The following is an 18,168-nucleotide window of genomic DNA, read 5'->3' on the forward strand; positions in this document are numbered from 1 at the left end:
TCGTCTGTCACCATGACCAGCCGCGTGACTGCGTGGAGTTCGAAAACTTTCGGCCCCCAGTCATCCCCCTCGCTGGTGCACCCGGAATGGGAGGGTCTGTGATCACCTCGCCGTCTTACTATGACCAGATCGGCGGCGCACCAGTGGTGCGCGACGTCGTCGAGCGCTTCTATGAGCGCGTGCTCGGCGACGACGATCTGAAGCCGTACTTCACCGGTATCGACATGCCCAGGCTGAAGCGGCACATGGTCATGCTGCTGTGCTCGGTCCTCGGCGGCCCCGAGCCGTACGAGGGCCGTGACCTGGGTGAGGCCCACGCCGGCATGGGCATCACGTCGCAGCACTACGACAAGGTGGGCGAGCACCTGTTCGCGGTCCTGGAGGCCGCCGGCGTCGGTGAGGACATCCTGCGCGACGTCGGCCTCGTCCTCGGCAAGGTGAAGTCGTCCATCGTCGCCGAGCCCGCGGAAACGGCCGACTGAGTGGATACGCAGGCTCTCAAGGACAGCTGGCACCTCGTTTCCCGATCGGGCGACCAGGTGCCGCTGTACTTCTACTCGGTTCTTTTCCTGATGAATCCGGACGTGCGGGACATGTTCCCGGTGTCGATGGCGCGCCAGCGTGACAAGCTCGTGGGCGCACTGGGACGCGTCATCAGCAACGTCGACCGGATCGAGGAAGTCGTCCCGGTCCTGCAGCAGCTCGGCCGCGACCATCGCAAGTTCGCGGTGACCGCGACGCACTACCCCGCCGTCGGCCAGGCGCTGCTCGCCACGCTCGAGCACTTCCTGGGTGACCGGTGGACTCCTCAGCTCGCGCACGACTGGACGCAGGCGTACAACCTGGTCGCCCAGGTGATGGTCGAGGCCGCCAACGACGCGTCGAAGACCTCTCCGCCCTGGTGGGAGGCCGAGATCGTCGGCCACGAGATGCGTACCCTCGGCATCGCCGTCATCCGCGCCCGGATGAACTACCAGTACCCCTTCCGCCCGGGTCAGTCGGCGTCGATCTCCTACGCCATGCGCCCGCGCGTCTGGCGGTTCTACTCGTTCGCCAACGCACCGCGCCAGGACAACACCATCGACCTGCACGTACGCATGGTCGACGGCGGCGTGCTCAGCTCCGCGCTCGTCATGGGCGCGCGGCGGGGCGACATGCTGCGCGTGGGCGCGGCGGTGGGGGAACGGCTGACGCTCACCCCGGACGTCCAGGGCGACCTGCTCATGATCGGGGGCGGCACCGGCCTCGCGCCGCTCAAGGCGCTCGTGGAGCAGATCGCCTACGAGGGCCCGACGCGCCGGGTGGACCTCGTCGTCGGCGCCCGGAACTCCAGGGAACTGTACGACTACGAGGCGCTGGCCAAGATGGCCGCCGAGCACCCCTGGCTCAACGTCGTGCCGGTCGTCTCCCACGACCCCTTCTACCGGGGCACCCGCGGCTACGCCGTGGACGTGGCGTTGCAGGGATGGCGTGGCCAGCACGTCTACGTCTGCGGCTCGGAGGAGATGGCGCAGGCCACCGTCGGACGGCTGCTGGACGCCGGCGTGCCCACCGAGCAGATCCACTTCGACGAGTTCACGAGCGACAAAGGTCGGGAGTCATGACGGCAGAGATGCCTTGGGGAAGCCCGGCGGGCGAGCGCCAGCCCCTCACCCCGGATCGGGTACGCAAGCAGGAGTTCACGCGCACATCGCTCGGGCGCCGCGGCTACAGCGAGGACGAGGTGCGCACGTTCCTCTACCGCGTCGCGGAGGACATGGCGGCCAGCGACAAGGAGAAGGCCGACCTGCGGGCGTACATCGACCGCATGAAGCAGTGGTACAAGGAACACGGCATGAACCCGGAACAGGCCGCCGCTGCCCAGACCCTGAACGTCGACGCCATCAACATCCTGTCCCGCGCCCAGCAGACCGCCGACGCCCAGATCGCTGAGGCGGAGGACTACGCGCGGCGCATCGTGAGCCAGGCCCGCCAGCAGTACGAGGAACTCCTGATGGAGGCGCAGCGGCAGGCGGAGGAGGCCGCCAACCAGGCGGTCGGCGCCTACCGCGCCTCGGGCAACGGGCTGCAGAGCGCCGAGGCCGAGGAACTGGAGCGCAGGATCGCCTACCTGCGTACGTTCGCGGACGTCACGCAGGTGCAGTTGCGGGCCGTCCTGGAGGGACTGGCCCACGAGGTCGACAAGCTCGGCCACGTGCCGGACCAGGCCAAGCAACTGGCCGGCGGCTCCCTGCCGGGCGGCTCTCCGTCGGTGTACGGATAACCGCCCGCCGCCCTCCTATCGGGGGAGGAGGTTTACGACAGCGTGCCGGAAGAGCTCGCCCGAAGCGTGACCGAACCGGCCGGGGTGTGAACGGTCAGAGTGCGTCCTGAGCAGCTGACCTCCGGCCGGTCGGTGCCGGGAACCACCACGGTCAGCAACGACTCCGCCACGGGCGAGACGATCACCGGAGCCGGCTCCTTGCGCATGTAACCCGGCGAGACCCAGCCCTGGTAGGGCGAGGTCTGCCCGCGCACCACCCGCTGGCCGCCGACGGGCTCGCACGACGGCATCGCGAGCTGGACGATCGACGCCTTCCACCCGCCGTCGCCCACCACGACCTGCCCGCCCGAGTCGGACACGACCTTCAGCCCGGGATCGAGGTGCCACAGGTTCTGGAGCTTCCCGCCGCCGCTGTCGAGCACCGCCATCACGTCCTCGCGGTGGTTGACCAGCACCGACCGCTTGCGCGGCACGCCGTACGCCCTGTCGGTGAACGTGAACGCCTGGCGGTCCTTGTGCACGGACTTGGACACCAGCGCCGTGGGGGTGTGCCCGCGGAACCTCCTGCCCACGAGGATCGGCACGTTGTGGGCCTCCGGGCCCAGCGTCCACCGCCGGTAGGGCGTGTTCTCGTACGAGACGAAGCCCGCCTCGGTGAGGATCGAGCGGCCCTGGGCGTAGTAGGTCACGCCCATGTGGTCCTCGTGGCCGTGGAACTTCAGCGCAGGCCCGAACCGGATCGAGTAGTAGGCCGACTTGGGGTCGTTCCAGGCGGTGCGGCCGAAGACGTATCCGGCGTTGAAGACCTGCACGGTCGAGTCGGCGTGGTCGAAGGCGGCCGGCTGGACGTCGGCGGGCCCGTCGCCGATCGGCACCATGTAGCCGTTGGGCTGGGTGGCGGCGCTGATGTGCCGCGGCAGGCTCTCCCAGCGGGTGGCCAGCGCCGCGGGGACCTTCATCCTGCAGTCCTTGATCGTGTCGACCGCCACCCTGAGCCGGTCGTGCACGTAGATGGCGTAACGCGGCGCCTGCTCGCGCAGCGCGCCCTGCCCGTCGATGTCGAGCTTCATCGACTTCACCATGCGGCCCACGGCGAGGTTCTTCCACTTCGGGTTCCCGTAGCGGCAGCCGATGCGCAGCAGGCCGATGTCCTGGTCGAGCCCGTGGTTGTGGCCGAGCTCGTAGTTCTTGGGGTTCGACAGCAGCTTCGCGTGCAGGGCCAGGCTGTTCTTCAGCCAGTCGGCCTTCACGTACCTGCTCAGGCACACCAGGGCCGGGGCGCGCAGCGCGATCGGGTGCTCGGCCCAGGCGTAGGGGCTGGTCGTGCGCCCGCCGTACGGGTTGTCCTCGACCCAGTCCTTGGCGATCTCCACGGCCCGGCCGAGGTAGTCCTCCTCGCCGGTCGCCTCGTAGTCGGCCACGAGCCGGCCCATCCACCGCAGCGACTGGAACACCATCTGCCAGGACCTGTTCTTGTACGGGTCCAAGCGCCAGTTGACGTCCTTGCCGACCGTGACCTCGGGCATGCCGAGGAAGGACAGCTTGCCGCTCATGACGTCACCGGAGGTGGGGGTGGCGGGCAGCCAGTCCCCCTGGCACTCCGGTGTGCGGTGCGGGGCCCGCGCCTGGGCGGGCGAGGCCACGGTGAGCGCGGTCAGCGGGAGAACGGCCACCAGGGAGAGGGCTGAGAGGCGGCGGAACACGCCCGGTTCCTTCCGAGATCGAATTGGGAGCCGCTCATGCTGTCCGATTTCTGGTGATCTGGTCAAGTCACTCTGGTTACAAGTGCACAACTGCTCACAAACAACCATCCGGCTTGTCGGTCGGACCCGGGCGGGCCGGGATCATCGGGTGCCGGCGGTCAATCCGGCGACGAGATCGTCGACCATGCCGAAAGCGATCAGGCTGTCGAGCGGATTGGAATAGTTACGCGACCAGGTGATCAGCCCGTCGCGGACTCTGGCGACCATGACGACCTGGGACGTGAACTGCTTGCCCGTCGCGGTGACCCGGCCCTGCAGCCGGTACTCGGCTATCACCGTCTCGGGGTCGGTCGTCCGGTGGATCTCGACGTCGTCCACCGACTCGAATCTCTGGAGCCGGGCACCAGCTCTGAGATGGGCGCGGAAGGTCTCCCGGTCCTGCTCCTCCCGCGGTCGGCCGGGCAGCTGGAACGGGAACTCGAAGACGGCGTCCTCGGCGAACAGATCGGCCATCTCCTCGCAGGGCCCGGAGGCGGTCAGGCGGAGGAGCCGGGCGATGACGTCGTACGGCGTGAGAACAGACATGGCATACTCCTGAATTATTCGGGGCGAGCGCCCCGCTTATTCAAGATACGGGGCGATCGCCCCGGTTGTCCATGTGGAAGGAAATGACATGCGGGCCGATGCGCGAAGGAACAGGGCGCGGATCCTGGAGGCGGCGGGCCACGCCTTCGCCGCCGAGGGCCTGGGCGTGTCGCTCGATGAGATAGCGCGCCGCGCGGAGGTGGGCCCGGGCACCGTTCACCGGCATTTCCCCACGAAGGAGGCGCTCTACGAGGCCGTCGTCGCCAACCACCTGGAGCAACTGATCGCGCAAGCACGCGAGGCGCTGGCGGCCGACCGAGCCGGGTCGGGGTTCTTTCCCTTCCTCCGGCGGCTGATCGGCGAGGCCCGCGCCAAACAGGACCTCACGGACGCGCTCGCCGGGGCTGGTGTGACCCTGACCGACGCCACCCGGCAGACGGCCGTCCAGCTGCAACAGATCTTCGCCGAGCTTCTGGCCTCTGCTCAGAAGGCAGGCGTGGTGCGTGACGATGTAGACGGCGAAGACGTGCAGGCCATCGTCGTGGCCGCGGTCACCGGCGAACGCCGCCGCGCCGACCACACCCGCCCCGGCCGCCTTGCCGACCTCGTGCTGGACGGCCTGCGCCCGTAGCGCCGGCCCGAATCGTGTGGGAAGTGACCGTACGGCCGCTCGCGCCCGGCCGGCCCGCTCTGCCAGCCTGGGGCCATGCCGGTCCCGTTCTCAGAGACGTTTCCCGAGACACCCGCCGCGGCGGCCGCGCTCGCCGTCGCCACCCGCTTCTGCCCGCCCGCGCTGCTCAACCACTCGATCAGGTCGTATCTGTGGGGCGCCGGGTATGCCCGGGCGCACGGGATCGGCTTCGACGACGAGCTGTACTACGTGTCCTCCCTGCTCCACGACATCGGGCTGACCGAGACCTTCGACAGCCACACGGTGCCGTTCGAGGAGGCGGGGGGACGTCTCGCCTGGGTCTTCGGCATGTCCGCCGGGTGGTCGCCGGAGAGGTCCGCGCGGGCCGAGGAGATCATCGTCGTCCACATGCGCGACCCGGTCGCCGCGTCCGAGGACCCCGAGTCTCACCTGCTGCAGGTGGCCACATCCTGGGACGTGTCCGGACAGCGGCCCGAGGAGTTCCCGGCGGACGCCCGGGCCGCCGTGCTCGCGCGTCATCCCCGGCTCGGGTTCGGCGCGGAGTTCCTGGCCGCCTTCGATGAGCAGACGCGGCGCAAGCCGGGCTGCGCGGCGGCCTGCTCCGTCACCGGGGGCATCGGCGCCCGGATCGCCGCCAACCCGCTCGACGCCCGAACGGCCCCCTCGGACGCCTGAACGCCCCCGGTCGCGCGTGACCGGAGGCGTTCGGACGTTCGACGGGCCCGGCTCAGCCCTCCTGTTTGGGGCCGGTGCTCTCCACGACCTCGAAGGTCCACAGCTCGGAGTCGGTCGCGGCCGGGCCGCCCTGCCCGTGGCCGTGGCCGTGGCCCTGCCCGTGCCCGTGGCCCTGTGCGGCGGCCTCGCCGGCGGCCTGCGCGTGTCCCGCCTGGAACGCCCGGCTCTCCTGCCAGCGCCGGAAGTCCTCCTCGCTGCGCCAGCGGGTGTAGACGAGGTAGCGGTCGCTGCCCTCCACCGGCCGCAACAGCTCGAACCACTCGAACCCGTCGGCCGACTCCACCATCCCGGCCCGGCCGGCGAACCGCTTCTCCAGTTCGCGCCGCATCTCCTCGGGCACCGTCAGCACGTTGATCTTCACGACCGAAGGCACATCGACTCCCGTAGCGCTCGACAACCCAGCTGATACCAGACCACCTTACGTACGCCCGACCACGGGGCGGCACTAGGCTCGTGACGTGCGTATCGCGAGGTTCTCGATGGGCGACCAGGTCGCCTTCGGCGTGGTGGAAGAGGGCGGGCAGGTCATCGCCCGCGTCGGCGGCCACCCCTTCCACGGGGTGGAGTTCACCGGCGAGCGGTTCCCGGTGGCCGAGGTCCGCTTGATCGCCCCCATGCTGCCCAGCAAGATCGTCGCTATCGGCAAGAACTACGCCGACCACGCCAGGGAGATGGGCGGCGAGCCTCCGGCGGAGCCGGTCGTGTTCCTCAAGCCCAGCACGACCGTGATCGGGCCGTCGGAGGCGATCGCGTACCCGGGGAAGCTGTCGGAGCGGGTCGACTACGAGGGTGAGCTGGCCGTGGTGATCGGCCGGCTGTGCCGCGACGTCCCCGCCGAGCGCGCGGGCGAGGTGATCTTCGGATACACCTGCGCCAACGACGTGACCGCACGCGACCTGCAGGCCAAGGACGGCCAGTGGGCCAGGGCCAAGGGCTTCGACACGTTCTGCCCGCTCGGCCCCTGGATCGAGACCGAACTCGACCCGGCCGACCTGGCGATCACCACCACGCTCAACGGCGAGGTCAGGCAGAGCGCCCGCACCTCCCTCCTGCTGCACGACATCCCCGCGCTCATCGCGTACGTGAGCGCGGTCATGACCCTGCTGCCCGGCGACGTCATCCTGACCGGCACGCCCGCCGGGGTGGGCCCGATGTCCGTGGGCGACGAGGTCGGCGTCTCCATCGAAGGAATCGGAACTCTCACTAACCGGGTGATCTCACGTGACTAGGGTGCGCTTCGCCCCTTCGCCCACCGGCATGTTCCACGTCGGCGGCGCCCGCTCGGCGCTGTTCAACTGGGCGATCGCCGAGCAGTCCGGCGGCACGTTCGTGCTGCGCATCGAGGACACGGACGCGGCACGCAACCGGCCCGAGTGGACCGAGGGCATCATCTCGGCCCTCGCCTGGATCGGCATCAACGGCGACTCGCCGCACTTCGAGGGGCCCTACTTCCAGTCCGCCTACGAGCAGCAGCACCGCGACGCCGCGGCGAAGCTGCTCAAGGACGGCAATGCCTATCACTGCACCTGCACGCGCGACGACGTGAAGGCCAGGACCGGCTCTGAGCACCAGGGCTACGACGGCCACTGCCGCGACCGCGGCCTGACCGAGGGCGCCGTGCGATTCCGTACGCCCGACGAGGGCGTGACGGTCGTGGACGACAAGGTCCGCGGGCGGGTGGAGTTTCCCAACTCGGCGATGGAGGACTTCGTCATCGTCCGCGGGGACGGCTCGCCGCTGTTCATCCTCGCCAACGTCGTGGACGACATGGAGATGCGGATCAGCCATGTCGTACGGGCCGAGGAGCACCTGTCGAACACGCCCAAGCAGCAGCTTCTGTGGAGGGCGCTCGGCGCGGAGCCGCCGGTCTGGGCGCATGTGCCGGTGATCGTCAACGAGAAGCGGCAGAAGCTGTCCAAGCGCCGTGACAAGGTCGCCCTGGAGTCCTACCGCGACGAGGGCTACCTCGCCGAGGCGATGGTCAACTACCTCATGCTGCTCGGCTGGGGGCCCGGAGACGACCGCGAGATCATGCCGTGGTCGGAGATGATGCCGCTGTTCCGGTTGGAGGACGTAAACCAGGCGCCGGCGTTCTTCGACGAGAAGAAGCTGCGGGCCTTCAACGGCGAGTACATCCGGGCGCTGCCCCGCGAGGTGTTCGTCGCCCGCTGCGAGCCGTGGCTCGACCCGTCCTGGGACCGCTCGGTGTTCGACCGCGTGGCCGACCTGGTGCAAACCCGGGTCGCCGTGCTGTCCGAGGTCACCGCCAACGTCGACTTCCTCTTCCTCGACGAGCCCGTCTTCGACCAGGCGTCCTGGGACAAGGCGATGAAGGCGGGGGCGGCCGAGATCCTGGCCGGATACGCCGAGCGGCTGGAGACGGTCAGCTGGGACCCCGACTCGCTCAAGACCGCCCTGGAGGAGGTCGGCCTCGCACACGGGCTCAAGCTCGGCAAGGCGCAGGCGCCCGTCCGCGTGGCGATCACCGGCCGGACCGTGGGCCTGCCGCTGTTCGAGTCGATCGAGGTGCTCGGCCGCGAGCGCTCGCTCGACCGGGTGCGCGCGGCCCTCGCCAGGCTGGCCTGAGCAGGCCGAGCGACAGCGCGGCGCCGGCGGCCATGGCCAGCCAGACCCCTGTGGGTCCCATCCGGGAGCCGAGCAGGAAGGCCAGCGGCAATTGGACGGCGAAGCCCGCCAGCGTCGCCGCGAGCAGGCCGGCGCCCCGCCCGCCGGCCTGCAGGACGCCCCCGACGGCGATCAGGCCGCCGAAGGGCACGAGGTAGAGCGGCATGCAGCGCAGGAACCACACGGCCTGCGCGGCCACCGCGGGGTCGGCGGTGAACGGGCCCACGGCCGCCGGAGCGAGCGCGTTCAGCACGAGCGAGGCGGCCAGCCCCGCGGCCAGTCCGTATCGCAACACGGGAACGACGTGATCACGCCGTGAAGACGGGCCGTCCGCCTCGCCGGCGCGCGAGGTGCGGATCATCGCCGCCTGTCGGAGGGCGTAGAAGGACATCACACCGGCCATCATGATCTTCAGGCCGATGCCGTAGCCGGCGAGCGCGGCAACGCCGTGCCGGCCGACGATGCCGGCGAGCGCCATGCCCACCAGGGCGCGCGCGAGGAAGTCGCCGGACATGGGCAGCCCGGTGCGCAGGATCGCCGCCGCGTCCGCGCGGTTCGCCGAGTCCTTCTCCGCCCCCCTCCCCGCGGGCAGCCGCCGGGCGAGCAGGAGGGCGGACACGGCCACCGTGGCCAGGCGGGCCGCCACCGTGGCCAGCGCGGCTCCCTGGACGCCCAGGCCGAGCCCGTAGATCAGCAGCGGGTCCAGGACGATCACCAGGACGTTGCACAGCAGGGCCGCCCGCATCGGCGTCCGAGTGTCGCCGAGGCCCTTGAAGATCCCGTCGACGAGGTTCTGGGCGAAGAAGACGGGGATCCCGGCGAACGCCACCGCGTAGTAGCCCGCGGTCAGCCCCACCGTGACGGGATCGTCGGTGAACAGGCGGGCGACCGGCTCGCGCAGCAGCACGCCGGGCACCGCCACGGCCACGGCGAAAACGCCCAGCAGCAGCCAGGCCGTACGAATGACCGGGGTCAGCGGGGCACGACCGTCGCGCCGTCCGATCAGGACCGTCGTGCCCGTCCCGACACAGAGGATCACGCCGAGGGCCAGGTTCTCGGTCGTGGTGGCGACCGTGACCGCGGCGACGGCTTCGCTGCCGAGGCCGGACACCCACAGCGTGTCGATCAGGCCGACGGCCACGACGGCCGTCAGGAGTTCGACGTAGACGGGCAGGGCGAGTCTGATCAGACTCATGCGTTCACCTCGAATCGAGCTATATCGATTAGAGGTATAACGATACGATGCCGCCGTGGCAAGCAGTGACCTGGCACTGACGATCCTCGGTTTCCTGGACGAGGAGTCCATGCACGGATACGAGCTCAAGCAGCGGATCGCCGGGCTGAGCGGGCACGTCCGGCCGGTCAGCGACGGCGCGCTCTACCCGGCGATCGCCCGGATGGAGGCCGCCGGCCTCCTGGAGCGGCACGAGGAGGAGGGCTCCGGCGCCGCCCGGCGCCAGGTGCTCTCGATCACCGCGCGGGGCCGGGAGGAGCTGCTCAGGCGGCTGCGTGAGCCGTCGGACGTCGAGATCAGCGACCAGGCGAGGTTCTTCACGTTGCTGGCGTTCCTGTCCCGGCTGCCCGACGCCGAGGACCAGGTGACGGTGCTGCGCCGGCGGCTGGCCTTCCTGGAGACGCCGGCGAGCTTCTTCTACCGCGGCGGAAGGCCTCTCAGGGCCGAGGAGACGCCCGATCCCTTCCGCCGCGGCATGATGCTCGTCGCCCGGGCCGTGACCGCCGCGGAGAAGGACTGGCTCAGGCAGGCCATCTCCGCGCTCACCGGGTCGTGACCGTCACAGCAGCCCGCGGCGGTCCAGCAGGGGAGTGATCTCCGGGTCGCGGCCGCGGAAGTCGCGGAACGCCGTCATCGAGTCGACGCTGCCGCCCCGGGACAGCAGGGCCCGGCGGAAGGTGTCGCCGTTCTCTCGGCGCAGCCCGCCGTTCTCGTTAAACCACTCGACCGTGTCGGCGTCGAGGACCTCGCTCCAGATGTAGGAGTAGTAGCCGGCGCTGTAGCCGCTCGACCAGATGTGGGCGAAGTACATGCTGCGGTATCGCGGCGGGACGGCGGGCAGGTCCACCCCGGCCTCCCGCAGCGCCCGCCTCTCGAACTCCTCCACGTCCTCCTCGCCGTCGTAGGCCGTGTGCCAGGCCCAGTCGAGCAGGGTGGCGGCCAGGTACTCCAGCGTGGCGAAGCCCTGGTTGAACTTCTGCGTCTCCAGCATCCGGTCGACGAGGTCCTGCGGCATCGGCTCGCCCGTCTCGTGGTGCCTGGCGTACTCGGCCAGGATCTCCGGATGGGTCGCCCACATCTCGTTCACCTGGGAGGGGTACTCGACGAAGTCGCGCGGCACGGCCGTGCCGGAGAAGCGGGGGTGGCGCACGTCGGAGAACAACCCGTGCAGCGCGTGCCCGAACTCGTGGAACATGGTGTTGACCTCGTCGAACGTCATCAGGGTCGGCTCGCCCCTGACGATGTTGAGGTTGTTGACCACCACCGGCCTGGTGTCCTCCAGGCCCGACTGCTTCACCAGGCTGTTCATCCACGCCCCGCCCCGCTTGGAGGCCCTGGCGTGGAAGTCGCCGAGGAACAGGCCCAGCGGGGAGCCGTCCTCGTCGCGCACCTCGAAGACCCGCACTTCGGGGTGGTAGCCGTGCAGGTCGGAGCGCTCGTGGAAGGTGACGCCGTACAGACGTGACGCCGCGTTGAAGACGCCCTGCTCCAGCACCGTGTTCAGCTCGAAGTACGGCCGCATGCGCCGGCTGTCGATGTCGTAGCGGGCCTTGCGCACCTTCTCGGAGTAGAACGCCCAGTCCCACGGCTGGATCGGGTGGCCGGCGATCTCCTCCAGGTCCGCCTGCTCCTTGCGCGCGTTGGCGACGGCGGGCGGCACGAGCCGGTCGAGCATCTCGGTGACCGCCCGGGTCGTGCCCGCCGTCTGGTCGGCCAGGACGTACTCCGCGTGGTTCTCGTAGCCCAGCAGCCGTGCGCGCTCCCGGCGCAGAACCGCGATCTCCCTGATCAGTTCGGCGTTCGCCGCGCCCCGTCCGACCGAGGCCCGGTGGATCCGCTCACGCAGGGACCGGTTGGTCAGCTCGGCCAGGGTGGGCTGCCCGGTGGGCAGGACCAGCGTGATCAGATACTTGCCGTCCAGTCCGCGCTCCCTGGCCTGGTCGGCGAGCCCCTGGATCGCGTCCTGCGACAGCCCGTCGAGTTCGGCCACGTCCTCGACCACGACCGCCCGCTCGTTGGTGTCGGCGAGCAGGTTCTGCTGGAACGCCGTCCCCAGGGCCGACAGCCGCTCGTTGATCTCCCTGAGCCGGGCCTGGTCGAGCGGGCCCAGCGTGGCGCCCGCACGGGTGAAGTCGGTGAGGTAGCGCTTCAGCAGCCACCGCTGCTCCTCGTCGGCCGCCTCGACCGCCTGGATGCGCGCGAAGAGCTTGGCGTTGAGGTGGATCGCGTCGGCGTGCTTGGCGAGCTTCGGCGTGACGTCCTTCTGGATCTCCTGGACGCCGGGCGTCGTGTCGGAGGACGCCTGGTTGAAGAACACCGCGGAGACCCGTTCGAGCAGTGCGCCGGACCTCTCCAGCGCCTCGATGGTGTTCTCGAAGGTCGCGGGCTCCGGGTTCTCGGCGATCGCCTCGACCTCCGCGATCTGCTCGGCCATGCCCTGCTCGAACGCCGGCGCGTAGTGCTCCTCCCTGATCTCCTGGAAGGGGGGCAGCCCGTAGGGCAGGGTGCTCGGGCTGAGGAAGGGGTTCGCGGCCGAGGTCATGGCTGGCGGCTCCTCACGTGGTGCGGGCGTTTGTCCCAGCCTCGCACAGGAGGACCTGGCCCTGCGCGCAGGAGGACCGACGCCCTCCGTACGGGAGGACCGACGCCGTCCGTAGGGGAGGATCGGACCCTTCGCGCGGGGGATCGGATCAAGAGATCGCGAGGCGCGCCGCAATCGTTTTGGTAGTGGGTCCCAAGCTGGGCTATCCTTTCGGAGTCGCAAGCGGGAGCCGCGAGGCCCCCGCAAGCAGATGGGGTATGGGGTAATTGGCAGCCCGACGGATTCTGGCTCCGTTAGTCTAGGTTCGAGTCCTGGTACCCCAGCTGGATCCCCCCAAGGGATTCTGCTGGAAACAGCGCAGTGCAAGGTCCCGTCGTCTAGTGGCCTAGGACGCCGCCCTCTCAAGGCGGTAACGGCGGTTCGAATCCGCTCGGGACTACTTCACTGCACTCGGCTCCGTCGTCTAGTGGCCTAGGACGCCGCCCTCTCAAGGCGGTAGCGCCGGTTCGAATCCGGTCGGGGCTACATCATCGAGAACCCTCGGCACCTCCCCGTGCCGGGGGTTTTCGCCGTTACGCGGACGCCGCGCCCCTGGGGTTTTCGCCGTCCTGCGCATGGTCGCGCCCGGCCTGGTGACGGCGGAGAGATGACGTGAAGGGCCTCGAACCACCGCCGCCTACGCTGGGAAGTGACCGGGCGGAGGTGGTGAACGACGTGACACGGGCACGGGAGATCATGGACCAGATGGGCCGTCTCTTTCGACGCCCACGATGTGGACGGGGCGATGCGGCTGTTCGACCCGGGCTGCGCGCTCGTCGGCCCCGAGGGCACGGCGGACGGGCGTGAGGAGATCGGGTCCTACCTGACGCGGTTCTTCGACGCCTTCCCTGACTACCGCCGGTCGACCTGGCGCACGATCGACGTCGCCGACTGCGCGGTGGACGAGGTCACGCTCAGCGGCACGCACAGGGGCGCGCTGCTGCTGCCGGACGGCGAGGAGGCCCAGGCGACGGGGCGGCGCATCGTCGTGCGTTCGTGCGAGATCATCACGATCGAGAACGGGCTCGTGGTCAGCTACCAGGTCTACTTCGACCAATTGGAGCTGCTCGCGCAGCTCGGGCTCTACCCGCCGCCGGCCGCCCGCCCACGTGCTGTCCCATTTCCGGATTAGGGCCCCGCACCGGTATGTCGCCCACGCACACCTGACGGTCCTGTGGACGGGCATTTCCCGGTGTGACCCCTACGGCAACTCCCGGCGCCGCGTCGCGTCGCGGTCGAGCACGTGCCGCAGATAGGCGTCAGGCGTCTCCAAGAACCGCCGCCAGTGGTCCACCAGGTGGAGTTCCTTCCACACGACACAGTGGATCCCGTCGTCGTTCAGTTCGAGGATCTGCGCGCCCGGGAGACTGGCCAAGATCGGCGAGTGCGTGGCACAAATGATCTGCCCGCCCTCCTGGGCCACGCGGTCCATCAAAGCGACGAGGCGCAGACACGAGGTGAACGACAGCGCAGCCTCCGGCTCATCCATCAGATACAGGCCGGGCCCGGCGACCATGCGGTCCAGCACGGTGAAGAACCCCTCACCGTGCGACTGCTCGGTCAGGTCCTCCTGCCAGAACCCGTGTAGGCCGGACACGTTCTGCCCGAGGTTGAACAGCGTCTCAGCACGGAAGAAGAACGCCCGCCGCTTCGTGCGGGGGCCACGTATGAGGCGCAGCCCCGCGGTGGTGAACTCGGCACGCAGGGCCTGGCCGAGCGGCGTCGCCTCCCCGGTCGAGGCGTACCGGGTGCCGGCCTTGCCCCCTTCGGCGTTGATACCGCAGACGTCGGCGACGGCCTCGACGAGCGTGGACTTCCCCGAGCCGTTCTCGCCGACGAGGAACGTCACGGGGGCGGTGACGCCGAGCCCGTTCGTGAGGTGGTGGACCGCGGGGATGGTGAACGGCCACCGGTTCGGATGGGGTGGCGGCACAGTCAGGCGGGTGATCAACATGACCGGCTCCGCGAGGCCAGAACACGCATCCGCGGGGCGGGCAGATCAAGAGCTCGGGTGCGGAGCCGGAACCGGCCGCCACCCGCTGGGGCGGCCGATCCGATGGTGCGGTCGAACCAGCCGAAAACAGCGACGCCGAGCGACTCCGCGCCCTCGTCCAGGATGCGGCGCAGGAACGCGCGCTGACCCGAGTGCGGTTGTTCGTGGCTGGTCATGAGGGTGTGTGGCCTCCTGAGAATTGGGCCGGCACTTGTTCGGCCGGCGGTTCCCTCAGGGTTGCACAGCCGCCGGCCGCCGGCCGCCAGGCGGGCCCGGGCCGAGGCGCTCGCCGTCTATCCCAACCCGCGTGACCGGCAGGCCGCCCAGGTAGGCGCGCGGGGAAGGCAGGGAAGCACTGATCGAGGAACACCTCGACCAAGTCACCGGCGCAGGGCGGACGGGCTGCCGGCCGCCTGAAGCCGCTTGCGAATCCTCTAGAAGTGCTGGGCGTTGGCGTCGTCACAGGAGACGATGAGCACGCCCTCTATCTCGGCCAGCCTGCTCGTGAGGTCCCCGATCGAGCCCGGGCCGTGGATCAGCAGGGTGACCATGACCGTGCCGGTGTCCTGGCTCCGGCCGGCCTGCTCCAGCGACAGCTCGTCGACCACGAAACGGCGGCCCGTGCACTCGGCCAGGGCCTGGCGCAGCACGCCCCGGCCGTCCGTGTACGACAGGCGCAGCCGCGACTGGGCGTGCTTGGAGCGGGGGAGCCGGGCGGCCAGCGGGGTGAGTCCCAGCATCACGACGAAGTTCCCCACCGTGGCCAGGACGGCCAGCTGCCACAGGCCCGCTCCCGCGGCCATGCCGACTCCGGCGGTGAGCCACACGGCGGCGGCGGTGGTCAGCCCCTTGACCGCGTCGCGGCGTACGAAGATCAGCCCGCCGCCGATGAAACCGATGCCGGAGACGATCTGGGCCGCCACCCGCGACGGATCGAGCACCACGGAGTCGCCGAGGACGTCGGAGAATCCGTACTTGGACACGAGCATGAACAACGCGGCGCCGAACCCCACCAGCGTGTGGGTGCGGAGCCCGGCGCTCTTCTGCCGGATCTCCCGCTCCAGCCCGATGGCCGCCGACAACACGAGCGCGATGGCGAGGTCCACGGCCGGCTGCCACCACGCCACAGGGCTCACCATGAGTGAGATCGGCGTCACGCGACCAGACTAAGTCCGCACGCCCGATTCGGTCATCCTGTCGTGACCGCGGTGGCGGGCGCGGCCGGGACGGACGCCGCCGTCCCGGCCTCGATGAGCCGCTAGCGTCCCGACCGCGCCTTGAACAGCGCCCGCTTGGCGGCCTTGACCACCTGCTTGTCCGGGTGGGTCTCGCCGATGAGGTCCAGCAGCTCCTCGATGTGGGGGTGGTGGACCTTCCAGATCACGTCGAGCAGCCCGATGAGCGTCTGCGCCGGGCCGATGTCGTGCAGGCTGGACACGAACTCCGGCCGGCCGAGCCCGGCGGAGATCGTCCACATGTCGAGAATCAGCCAGTGGGTGTCCGCCTGGGTCGGCTCCGGGGCGTCCTCGACGTCCATCTGGGTCAGGTGCGTCGCGGCGTACGGCCGCAGCGAGGGCTCCTTCAGCGCCTCCAGCCAGGCGGGGATGGCGGCCTCTCCCAGGGAGCCCACCAGGCTGGCGGCCTGGACCCGCACGAGGGCGTCCGCCTCCTCCTCGGCGGCGGCTTCGAGCAGCTCGGAGGCGGCCCGCGCCGGGTCGCGCAGGGCGAGCCAGGCGGCGAACTCCTCGTCGGCCTCCTCCTCGGACATGTCGGCGCTGAACGACAGCAGGTCGAGCGCGGTCATGGCGTCGATCGCGGGCCGGGCGTCGATCTCGATGTCCTCGTCGTCCAGCAGGTGGACGAGGCCCTCCGTGCCGAGCGGCGTCAAGGTCGCCGCGTCGCCCTCGACGGTGACCATGCCGTAGCCGGTCAGCCAGGCGAGCACGGAGGCGAGCGGGTCGCCGGCCGCGGCCCAGGCGTCGGCGCCCAGGTCGTCGTACTCCGCCGCGGCCTCGGCCAGCTCCTCGCGCAGCGAGGACACCGGCCGCGTGCCGCCGGCCAGCAGCACGCGGATCAGCAGCGCGCGGGTCAGGCCGGACAGGGCCAGCGTGAGATCGTCGTCGTCCAGTTCCGGGTCGCCGTAGTCGAGCGAGTGGAGGCCGAGCATCCAGGCGTCCAGGACGTCGTCGTCGTCCTCGAAGGGCCAGGCGGCGGTGTCGGAGTCCACGCTGACCGTGTCGTCGCCGTCGGGGGCGAGGAACTCCAGGTCGATCGCGAGGTTCCACAGGTTCCAGATGTTGCGCGCGTCGGGCAGGCCGAGCGTGCGCACCGCCTCGTCCACCTCGGATTCGGTGAGCAGCGTCTCCTCGCCCACCTTGCGCCCGGTGCCGACCCACAGCGCCAGGTCGCGGGCCTGCGCGATGAGCGTCACCCGGCGGGCCGCCTCGGCCAGCTCGGTGTCGGGACGCAGCCGGATCGTGGGCAGGGCGCCGATCTCGTCGGCGAACGGCTCGAAGTCGCCGAGGCCCTCGTCGGTCTCGTCCTCGTCGAGCTCGTCCTCCTCCTCGTCCCAGTCGCGCTCGGCGATGGTGTCCTCCATCGCGTCCACGAAGTCGTCCTCGACCTCGTCCAGCTCCGCGAGCAGGGTCTCCAGGGACGCCGAGCCCGGCGAGAGCCGCCCGGTGGACGACAGGAACGTCAGGTAGGCCCGGACGGCGGGGATCATGCCGTCCGCGGCGGCGTCGGGGTCCTCGACCACCTGGGGCATGCGCTCCAGCAGGACCGTGCGCAGGTCGCCGCGCTTCCACAGCCCGACGTCGTCACGGGCGATCAGGCGATGCCACAGGCCGACGGGGCCCACGAGGTCGGGGTCGCTGCCGGGTGCGTTGTCCGGCGCCCAGAGGATGAATTCTTGGAGCAGGGGACGCAGTTCAGCGGCGGCTGCCTCGATGCGGTCTGTCACCCCGCCAGCCTAGGGCTATCGGGACACCGCTCTCCAATCAGTTCGCGCGGCGCATGGCTTCGGTTATCCGCTCGGCGGCGGCGACGACGGGGGCGGCGTGCATCCGGCCGGGCGTACGGGTCAGCCGCTCTATGGGACCGGACACGGAGACCGCGGCGATCACCTTGCCGCCGGCGCCGCGGATGGGCGCGGAGACGCTCGCCACGCCCTGCTCGCGCTCGCCGACGCTGTGCGCCCAGCCCCTCCTGCGTACGCTCGCGAGCGTGGCGGCGGTGAACTTGGCGCCCCGCAGGCCGCGGTGCAGCCGGTCGGGCTCCTCCCAGGCGAGCAGGATCTGCGCGGCGGACCCCGCGGTCATGGGCAGCGCGGAGCCGACCGGCACCGTGTCGCGCAGTCCGCTTGCGCGCTCGGCGGCGGCCACGCAGACCCGCTCGTCGCCCTGGCGCCGGTAGAGTTGAGCGCTCTCCCCGGTGAGGTCGCGAAGCTGGGTGAGCACCGGTCCGGCGACGGCGAGCAGCCGGTCCTCGCCCGCCGCGGTGGACAGCTCCGACAGGCGGGGTCCGAGGATGAACCGGCCCTGCGTGTCGCGGGAGACGATGCGGTGGTGCTCCAGCGCGACGGCCAGCCGGTGGGCCGTCGGCCTGGCCAGGCCGGTGGCCTGGACGAGCTGTGCAAGGGAAGCGGGGCCCGCCTCCAGGGCGTTGAGTACGAGAACCGCCTTGTCGAGTACTCCGACCCCGCTAGAGTTGTCCATACCCCGATACTGCCGTCTCGCCATACGAGATGCAAACGCAATGTTGGGAATCAGCAGATACAGTGTCCATATCCCGATATT

The 18,168-nt window shown here is 70.2% G+C and carries 17 protein-coding genes, 3 tRNA genes and 1 pseudogene; 12 read left to right on the forward strand and 9 right to left on the reverse strand.

Going from position 1 to position 18,168, the window contains the following annotated elements:
- The first annotated feature begins 98 nt into the window (after positions 1-98).
- The 3 genes from FH610_RS29985 to FH610_RS29995 are packed head-to-tail and all read left to right on the forward strand — an operon-like array spanning position 99 to position 2,263.
- Positions 99-482: a group I truncated hemoglobin gene (locus FH610_RS29985; RefSeq protein WP_139578375.1), complete on the forward strand. Its 384-nt coding sequence runs from the start codon at positions 99-101 to the stop codon at positions 480-482.
- Complete coding sequence (locus FH610_RS29990; RefSeq protein ID WP_139578376.1) at positions 483-1,604, forward strand: globin domain-containing protein; 1,122 nt, start codon at positions 483-485, stop codon at positions 1,602-1,604.
- Positions 1,601-2,263 carry a DivIVA domain-containing protein gene (locus FH610_RS29995; RefSeq protein ID WP_161628107.1) on the forward strand — a complete coding sequence of 221 codons (663 nt, stop codon included), beginning with the start codon at positions 1,601-1,603 and terminating at the stop codon, positions 2,261-2,263. The genes FH610_RS29990 and FH610_RS29995 overlap by 4 nt, the downstream gene beginning before the upstream one ends.
- Before the next feature lie 32 nt (positions 2,264-2,295).
- Here FH610_RS29995 and FH610_RS30000 read toward each other — a convergent pair whose 3' ends face one another.
- The gene (locus FH610_RS30000; protein WP_139578378.1) at positions 2,296-3,966 is read right to left on the reverse strand and encodes a heparinase II/III family protein; all 1,671 of its coding nucleotides are present in this window, start codon (positions 3,964-3,966) and stop codon (positions 2,296-2,298) included.
- A gap of 141 nt (positions 3,967-4,107) precedes the next feature.
- The gene (locus tag FH610_RS30005; protein ID WP_139578379.1) at positions 4,108-4,551 is read right to left on the reverse strand and encodes a nuclear transport factor 2 family protein; all 444 of its coding nucleotides are present in this window, start codon (positions 4,549-4,551) and stop codon (positions 4,108-4,110) included.
- Between the two features lie 88 nt (positions 4,552-4,639).
- On the opposite strand from FH610_RS30005, the gene FH610_RS30010 reads away from it, so the two are divergent.
- Positions 4,640-5,182 carry a TetR/AcrR family transcriptional regulator gene (locus FH610_RS30010; protein WP_139578380.1) on the forward strand — a complete coding sequence of 181 codons (543 nt, stop codon included), beginning with the start codon at positions 4,640-4,642 and terminating at the stop codon, positions 5,180-5,182.
- Between the two features lie 75 nt (positions 5,183-5,257).
- Positions 5,258-5,878, forward strand: a complete 621-nt coding sequence (locus FH610_RS30015) for an HD domain-containing protein (protein WP_139578381.1) — start codon at positions 5,258-5,260, stop codon at positions 5,876-5,878.
- Positions 5,879-5,930: 52 nt separating this feature from the next.
- Here the strand turns inward: FH610_RS30015 and FH610_RS30020 are convergent, their stop codons facing one another.
- The gene (locus FH610_RS30020; RefSeq protein ID WP_205826172.1) at positions 5,931-6,311 is read right to left on the reverse strand and encodes an antibiotic biosynthesis monooxygenase family protein; all 381 of its coding nucleotides are present in this window, start codon (positions 6,309-6,311) and stop codon (positions 5,931-5,933) included.
- 85 nt (positions 6,312-6,396) lie between these two features.
- Between FH610_RS30020 and FH610_RS30025 the strand changes: the two genes are divergently transcribed.
- Both FH610_RS30025 and gltX read left to right on the forward strand, forming a co-directional pair.
- Complete coding sequence (locus FH610_RS30025) at positions 6,397-7,167, forward strand: fumarylacetoacetate hydrolase family protein (RefSeq protein ID WP_139578382.1); 771 nt, start codon at positions 6,397-6,399, stop codon at positions 7,165-7,167.
- Between the two features lie 28 nt (positions 7,168-7,195).
- Positions 7,196-8,524: a glutamate--tRNA ligase gene (gltX, locus tag FH610_RS30030; RefSeq protein ID WP_240809281.1), complete on the forward strand. Its 1,329-nt coding sequence runs from the start codon at positions 7,196-7,198 to the stop codon at positions 8,522-8,524.
- Here gltX and FH610_RS30035 read toward each other — a convergent pair.
- Positions 8,421-9,758, reverse strand: a complete 1,338-nt coding sequence (locus FH610_RS30035; protein ID WP_161628108.1) for an MATE family efflux transporter — start codon at positions 9,756-9,758, stop codon at positions 8,421-8,423. The two genes, gltX and FH610_RS30035, sit on opposite strands and share 104 nt — an antisense overlap.
- A 55-nt stretch (positions 9,759-9,813) precedes the next feature.
- Between FH610_RS30035 and FH610_RS30040 the strand changes: the two genes are divergently transcribed.
- Positions 9,814-10,353: a PadR family transcriptional regulator gene (locus FH610_RS30040; protein ID WP_139578385.1), complete on the forward strand. Its 540-nt coding sequence runs from the start codon at positions 9,814-9,816 to the stop codon at positions 10,351-10,353.
- 3 nt (positions 10,354-10,356) lie between these two features.
- On the opposite strand, the gene FH610_RS30045 is transcribed toward FH610_RS30040, so the two are convergent.
- Positions 10,357-12,339: a M3 family metallopeptidase gene (locus FH610_RS30045; protein WP_139578386.1), complete on the reverse strand. Its 1,983-nt coding sequence runs from the start codon at positions 12,337-12,339 to the stop codon at positions 10,357-10,359.
- 251 nt (positions 12,340-12,590) lie between these two features.
- Between FH610_RS30045 and FH610_RS30050 the strand changes: the two genes are divergently transcribed.
- From FH610_RS30050 to FH610_RS30065, 4 genes and pseudogenes are all read left to right on the forward strand, one after another.
- Positions 12,591-12,662, forward strand: a tRNA-Gln gene (locus FH610_RS30050).
- A 43-nt stretch (positions 12,663-12,705) separates the two neighbouring features.
- Positions 12,706-12,778 (forward strand) — tRNA-Glu (locus FH610_RS30055).
- Between the two features lie 13 nt (positions 12,779-12,791).
- Positions 12,792-12,864, forward strand: a tRNA-Glu gene (locus FH610_RS30060).
- A gap of 229 nt (positions 12,865-13,093) precedes the next feature.
- Positions 13,094-13,510, forward strand: a pseudogene (locus FH610_RS30065) (ester cyclase); the annotation flags it as partial.
- A gap of 69 nt (positions 13,511-13,579) precedes the next feature.
- Here the strand turns inward: FH610_RS30065 and FH610_RS30070 are convergent.
- From FH610_RS30070 to FH610_RS30085, 4 genes are all read right to left on the reverse strand, one after another.
- The gene (locus tag FH610_RS30070) at positions 13,580-14,332 is read right to left on the reverse strand and encodes an AAA family ATPase (RefSeq protein ID WP_139578388.1); all 753 of its coding nucleotides are present in this window, start codon (positions 14,330-14,332) and stop codon (positions 13,580-13,582) included.
- Positions 14,333-14,805: 473 nt separating this feature from the next.
- On the reverse strand, positions 14,806-15,528 hold the full coding sequence (locus tag FH610_RS30075) for an MgtC/SapB family protein (RefSeq protein WP_338104595.1): 723 nt from the start codon (positions 15,526-15,528) through the stop codon (positions 14,806-14,808).
- 101 nt (positions 15,529-15,629) lie between these two features.
- Positions 15,630-17,333, reverse strand: a complete 1,704-nt coding sequence (locus FH610_RS30080) for a hypothetical protein (RefSeq protein ID WP_139578389.1) — start codon at positions 17,331-17,333, stop codon at positions 15,630-15,632.
- Positions 17,334-17,370: 37 nt separating this feature from the next.
- Positions 17,371-18,087 (reverse strand): IclR family transcriptional regulator, encoded by a 717-nt coding sequence (locus FH610_RS30085; protein ID WP_079312748.1) that lies wholly within the window; start codon positions 18,085-18,087, stop codon positions 17,371-17,373.
- Between the last annotated feature and the right edge of the window lie 81 nt (positions 18,088-18,168).

Source organism: Microbispora catharanthi (genome assembly GCF_006334915.2).
GTDB lineage: Bacteria > Actinomycetota > Actinomycetes > Streptosporangiales > Streptosporangiaceae > Microbispora > Microbispora catharanthi.

Coding starts and splice junctions, on each gene's coding strand:
- FH610_RS29995 (WP_161628107.1), top strand. CDS start 1,601: ATGACGGCAGAGATGCCTTGGGGAAGCCCGGCGGGCGAGCGCCAGCCC.
- FH610_RS30005 (WP_139578379.1), bottom strand. CDS start 4,551: ATGTCTGTTCTCACGCCGTACGACGTCATCGCCCGGCTCCTCCGCCTG.
- FH610_RS30010 (WP_139578380.1), top strand. CDS start 4,640: ATGCGGGCCGATGCGCGAAGGAACAGGGCGCGGATCCTGGAGGCGGCG.
- FH610_RS30015 (WP_139578381.1), top strand. CDS start 5,258: ATGCCGGTCCCGTTCTCAGAGACGTTTCCCGAGACACCCGCCGCGGCG.
- gltX (WP_240809281.1), top strand. CDS start 7,196: ATGTTCCACGTCGGCGGCGCCCGCTCGGCGCTGTTCAACTGGGCGATC.
- FH610_RS30035 (WP_161628108.1), bottom strand. CDS start 9,758: ATGAGTCTGATCAGACTCGCCCTGCCCGTCTACGTCGAACTCCTGACG.
- FH610_RS30045 (WP_139578386.1), bottom strand. CDS start 12,339: ATGACCTCGGCCGCGAACCCCTTCCTCAGCCCGAGCACCCTGCCCTAC.
- FH610_RS30070 (WP_139578388.1), bottom strand. CDS start 14,332: ATGTTGATCACCCGCCTGACTGTGCCGCCACCCCATCCGAACCGGTGG.
- FH610_RS30085 (WP_079312748.1), bottom strand. CDS start 18,087: ATGGACAACTCTAGCGGGGTCGGAGTACTCGACAAGGCGGTTCTCGTA.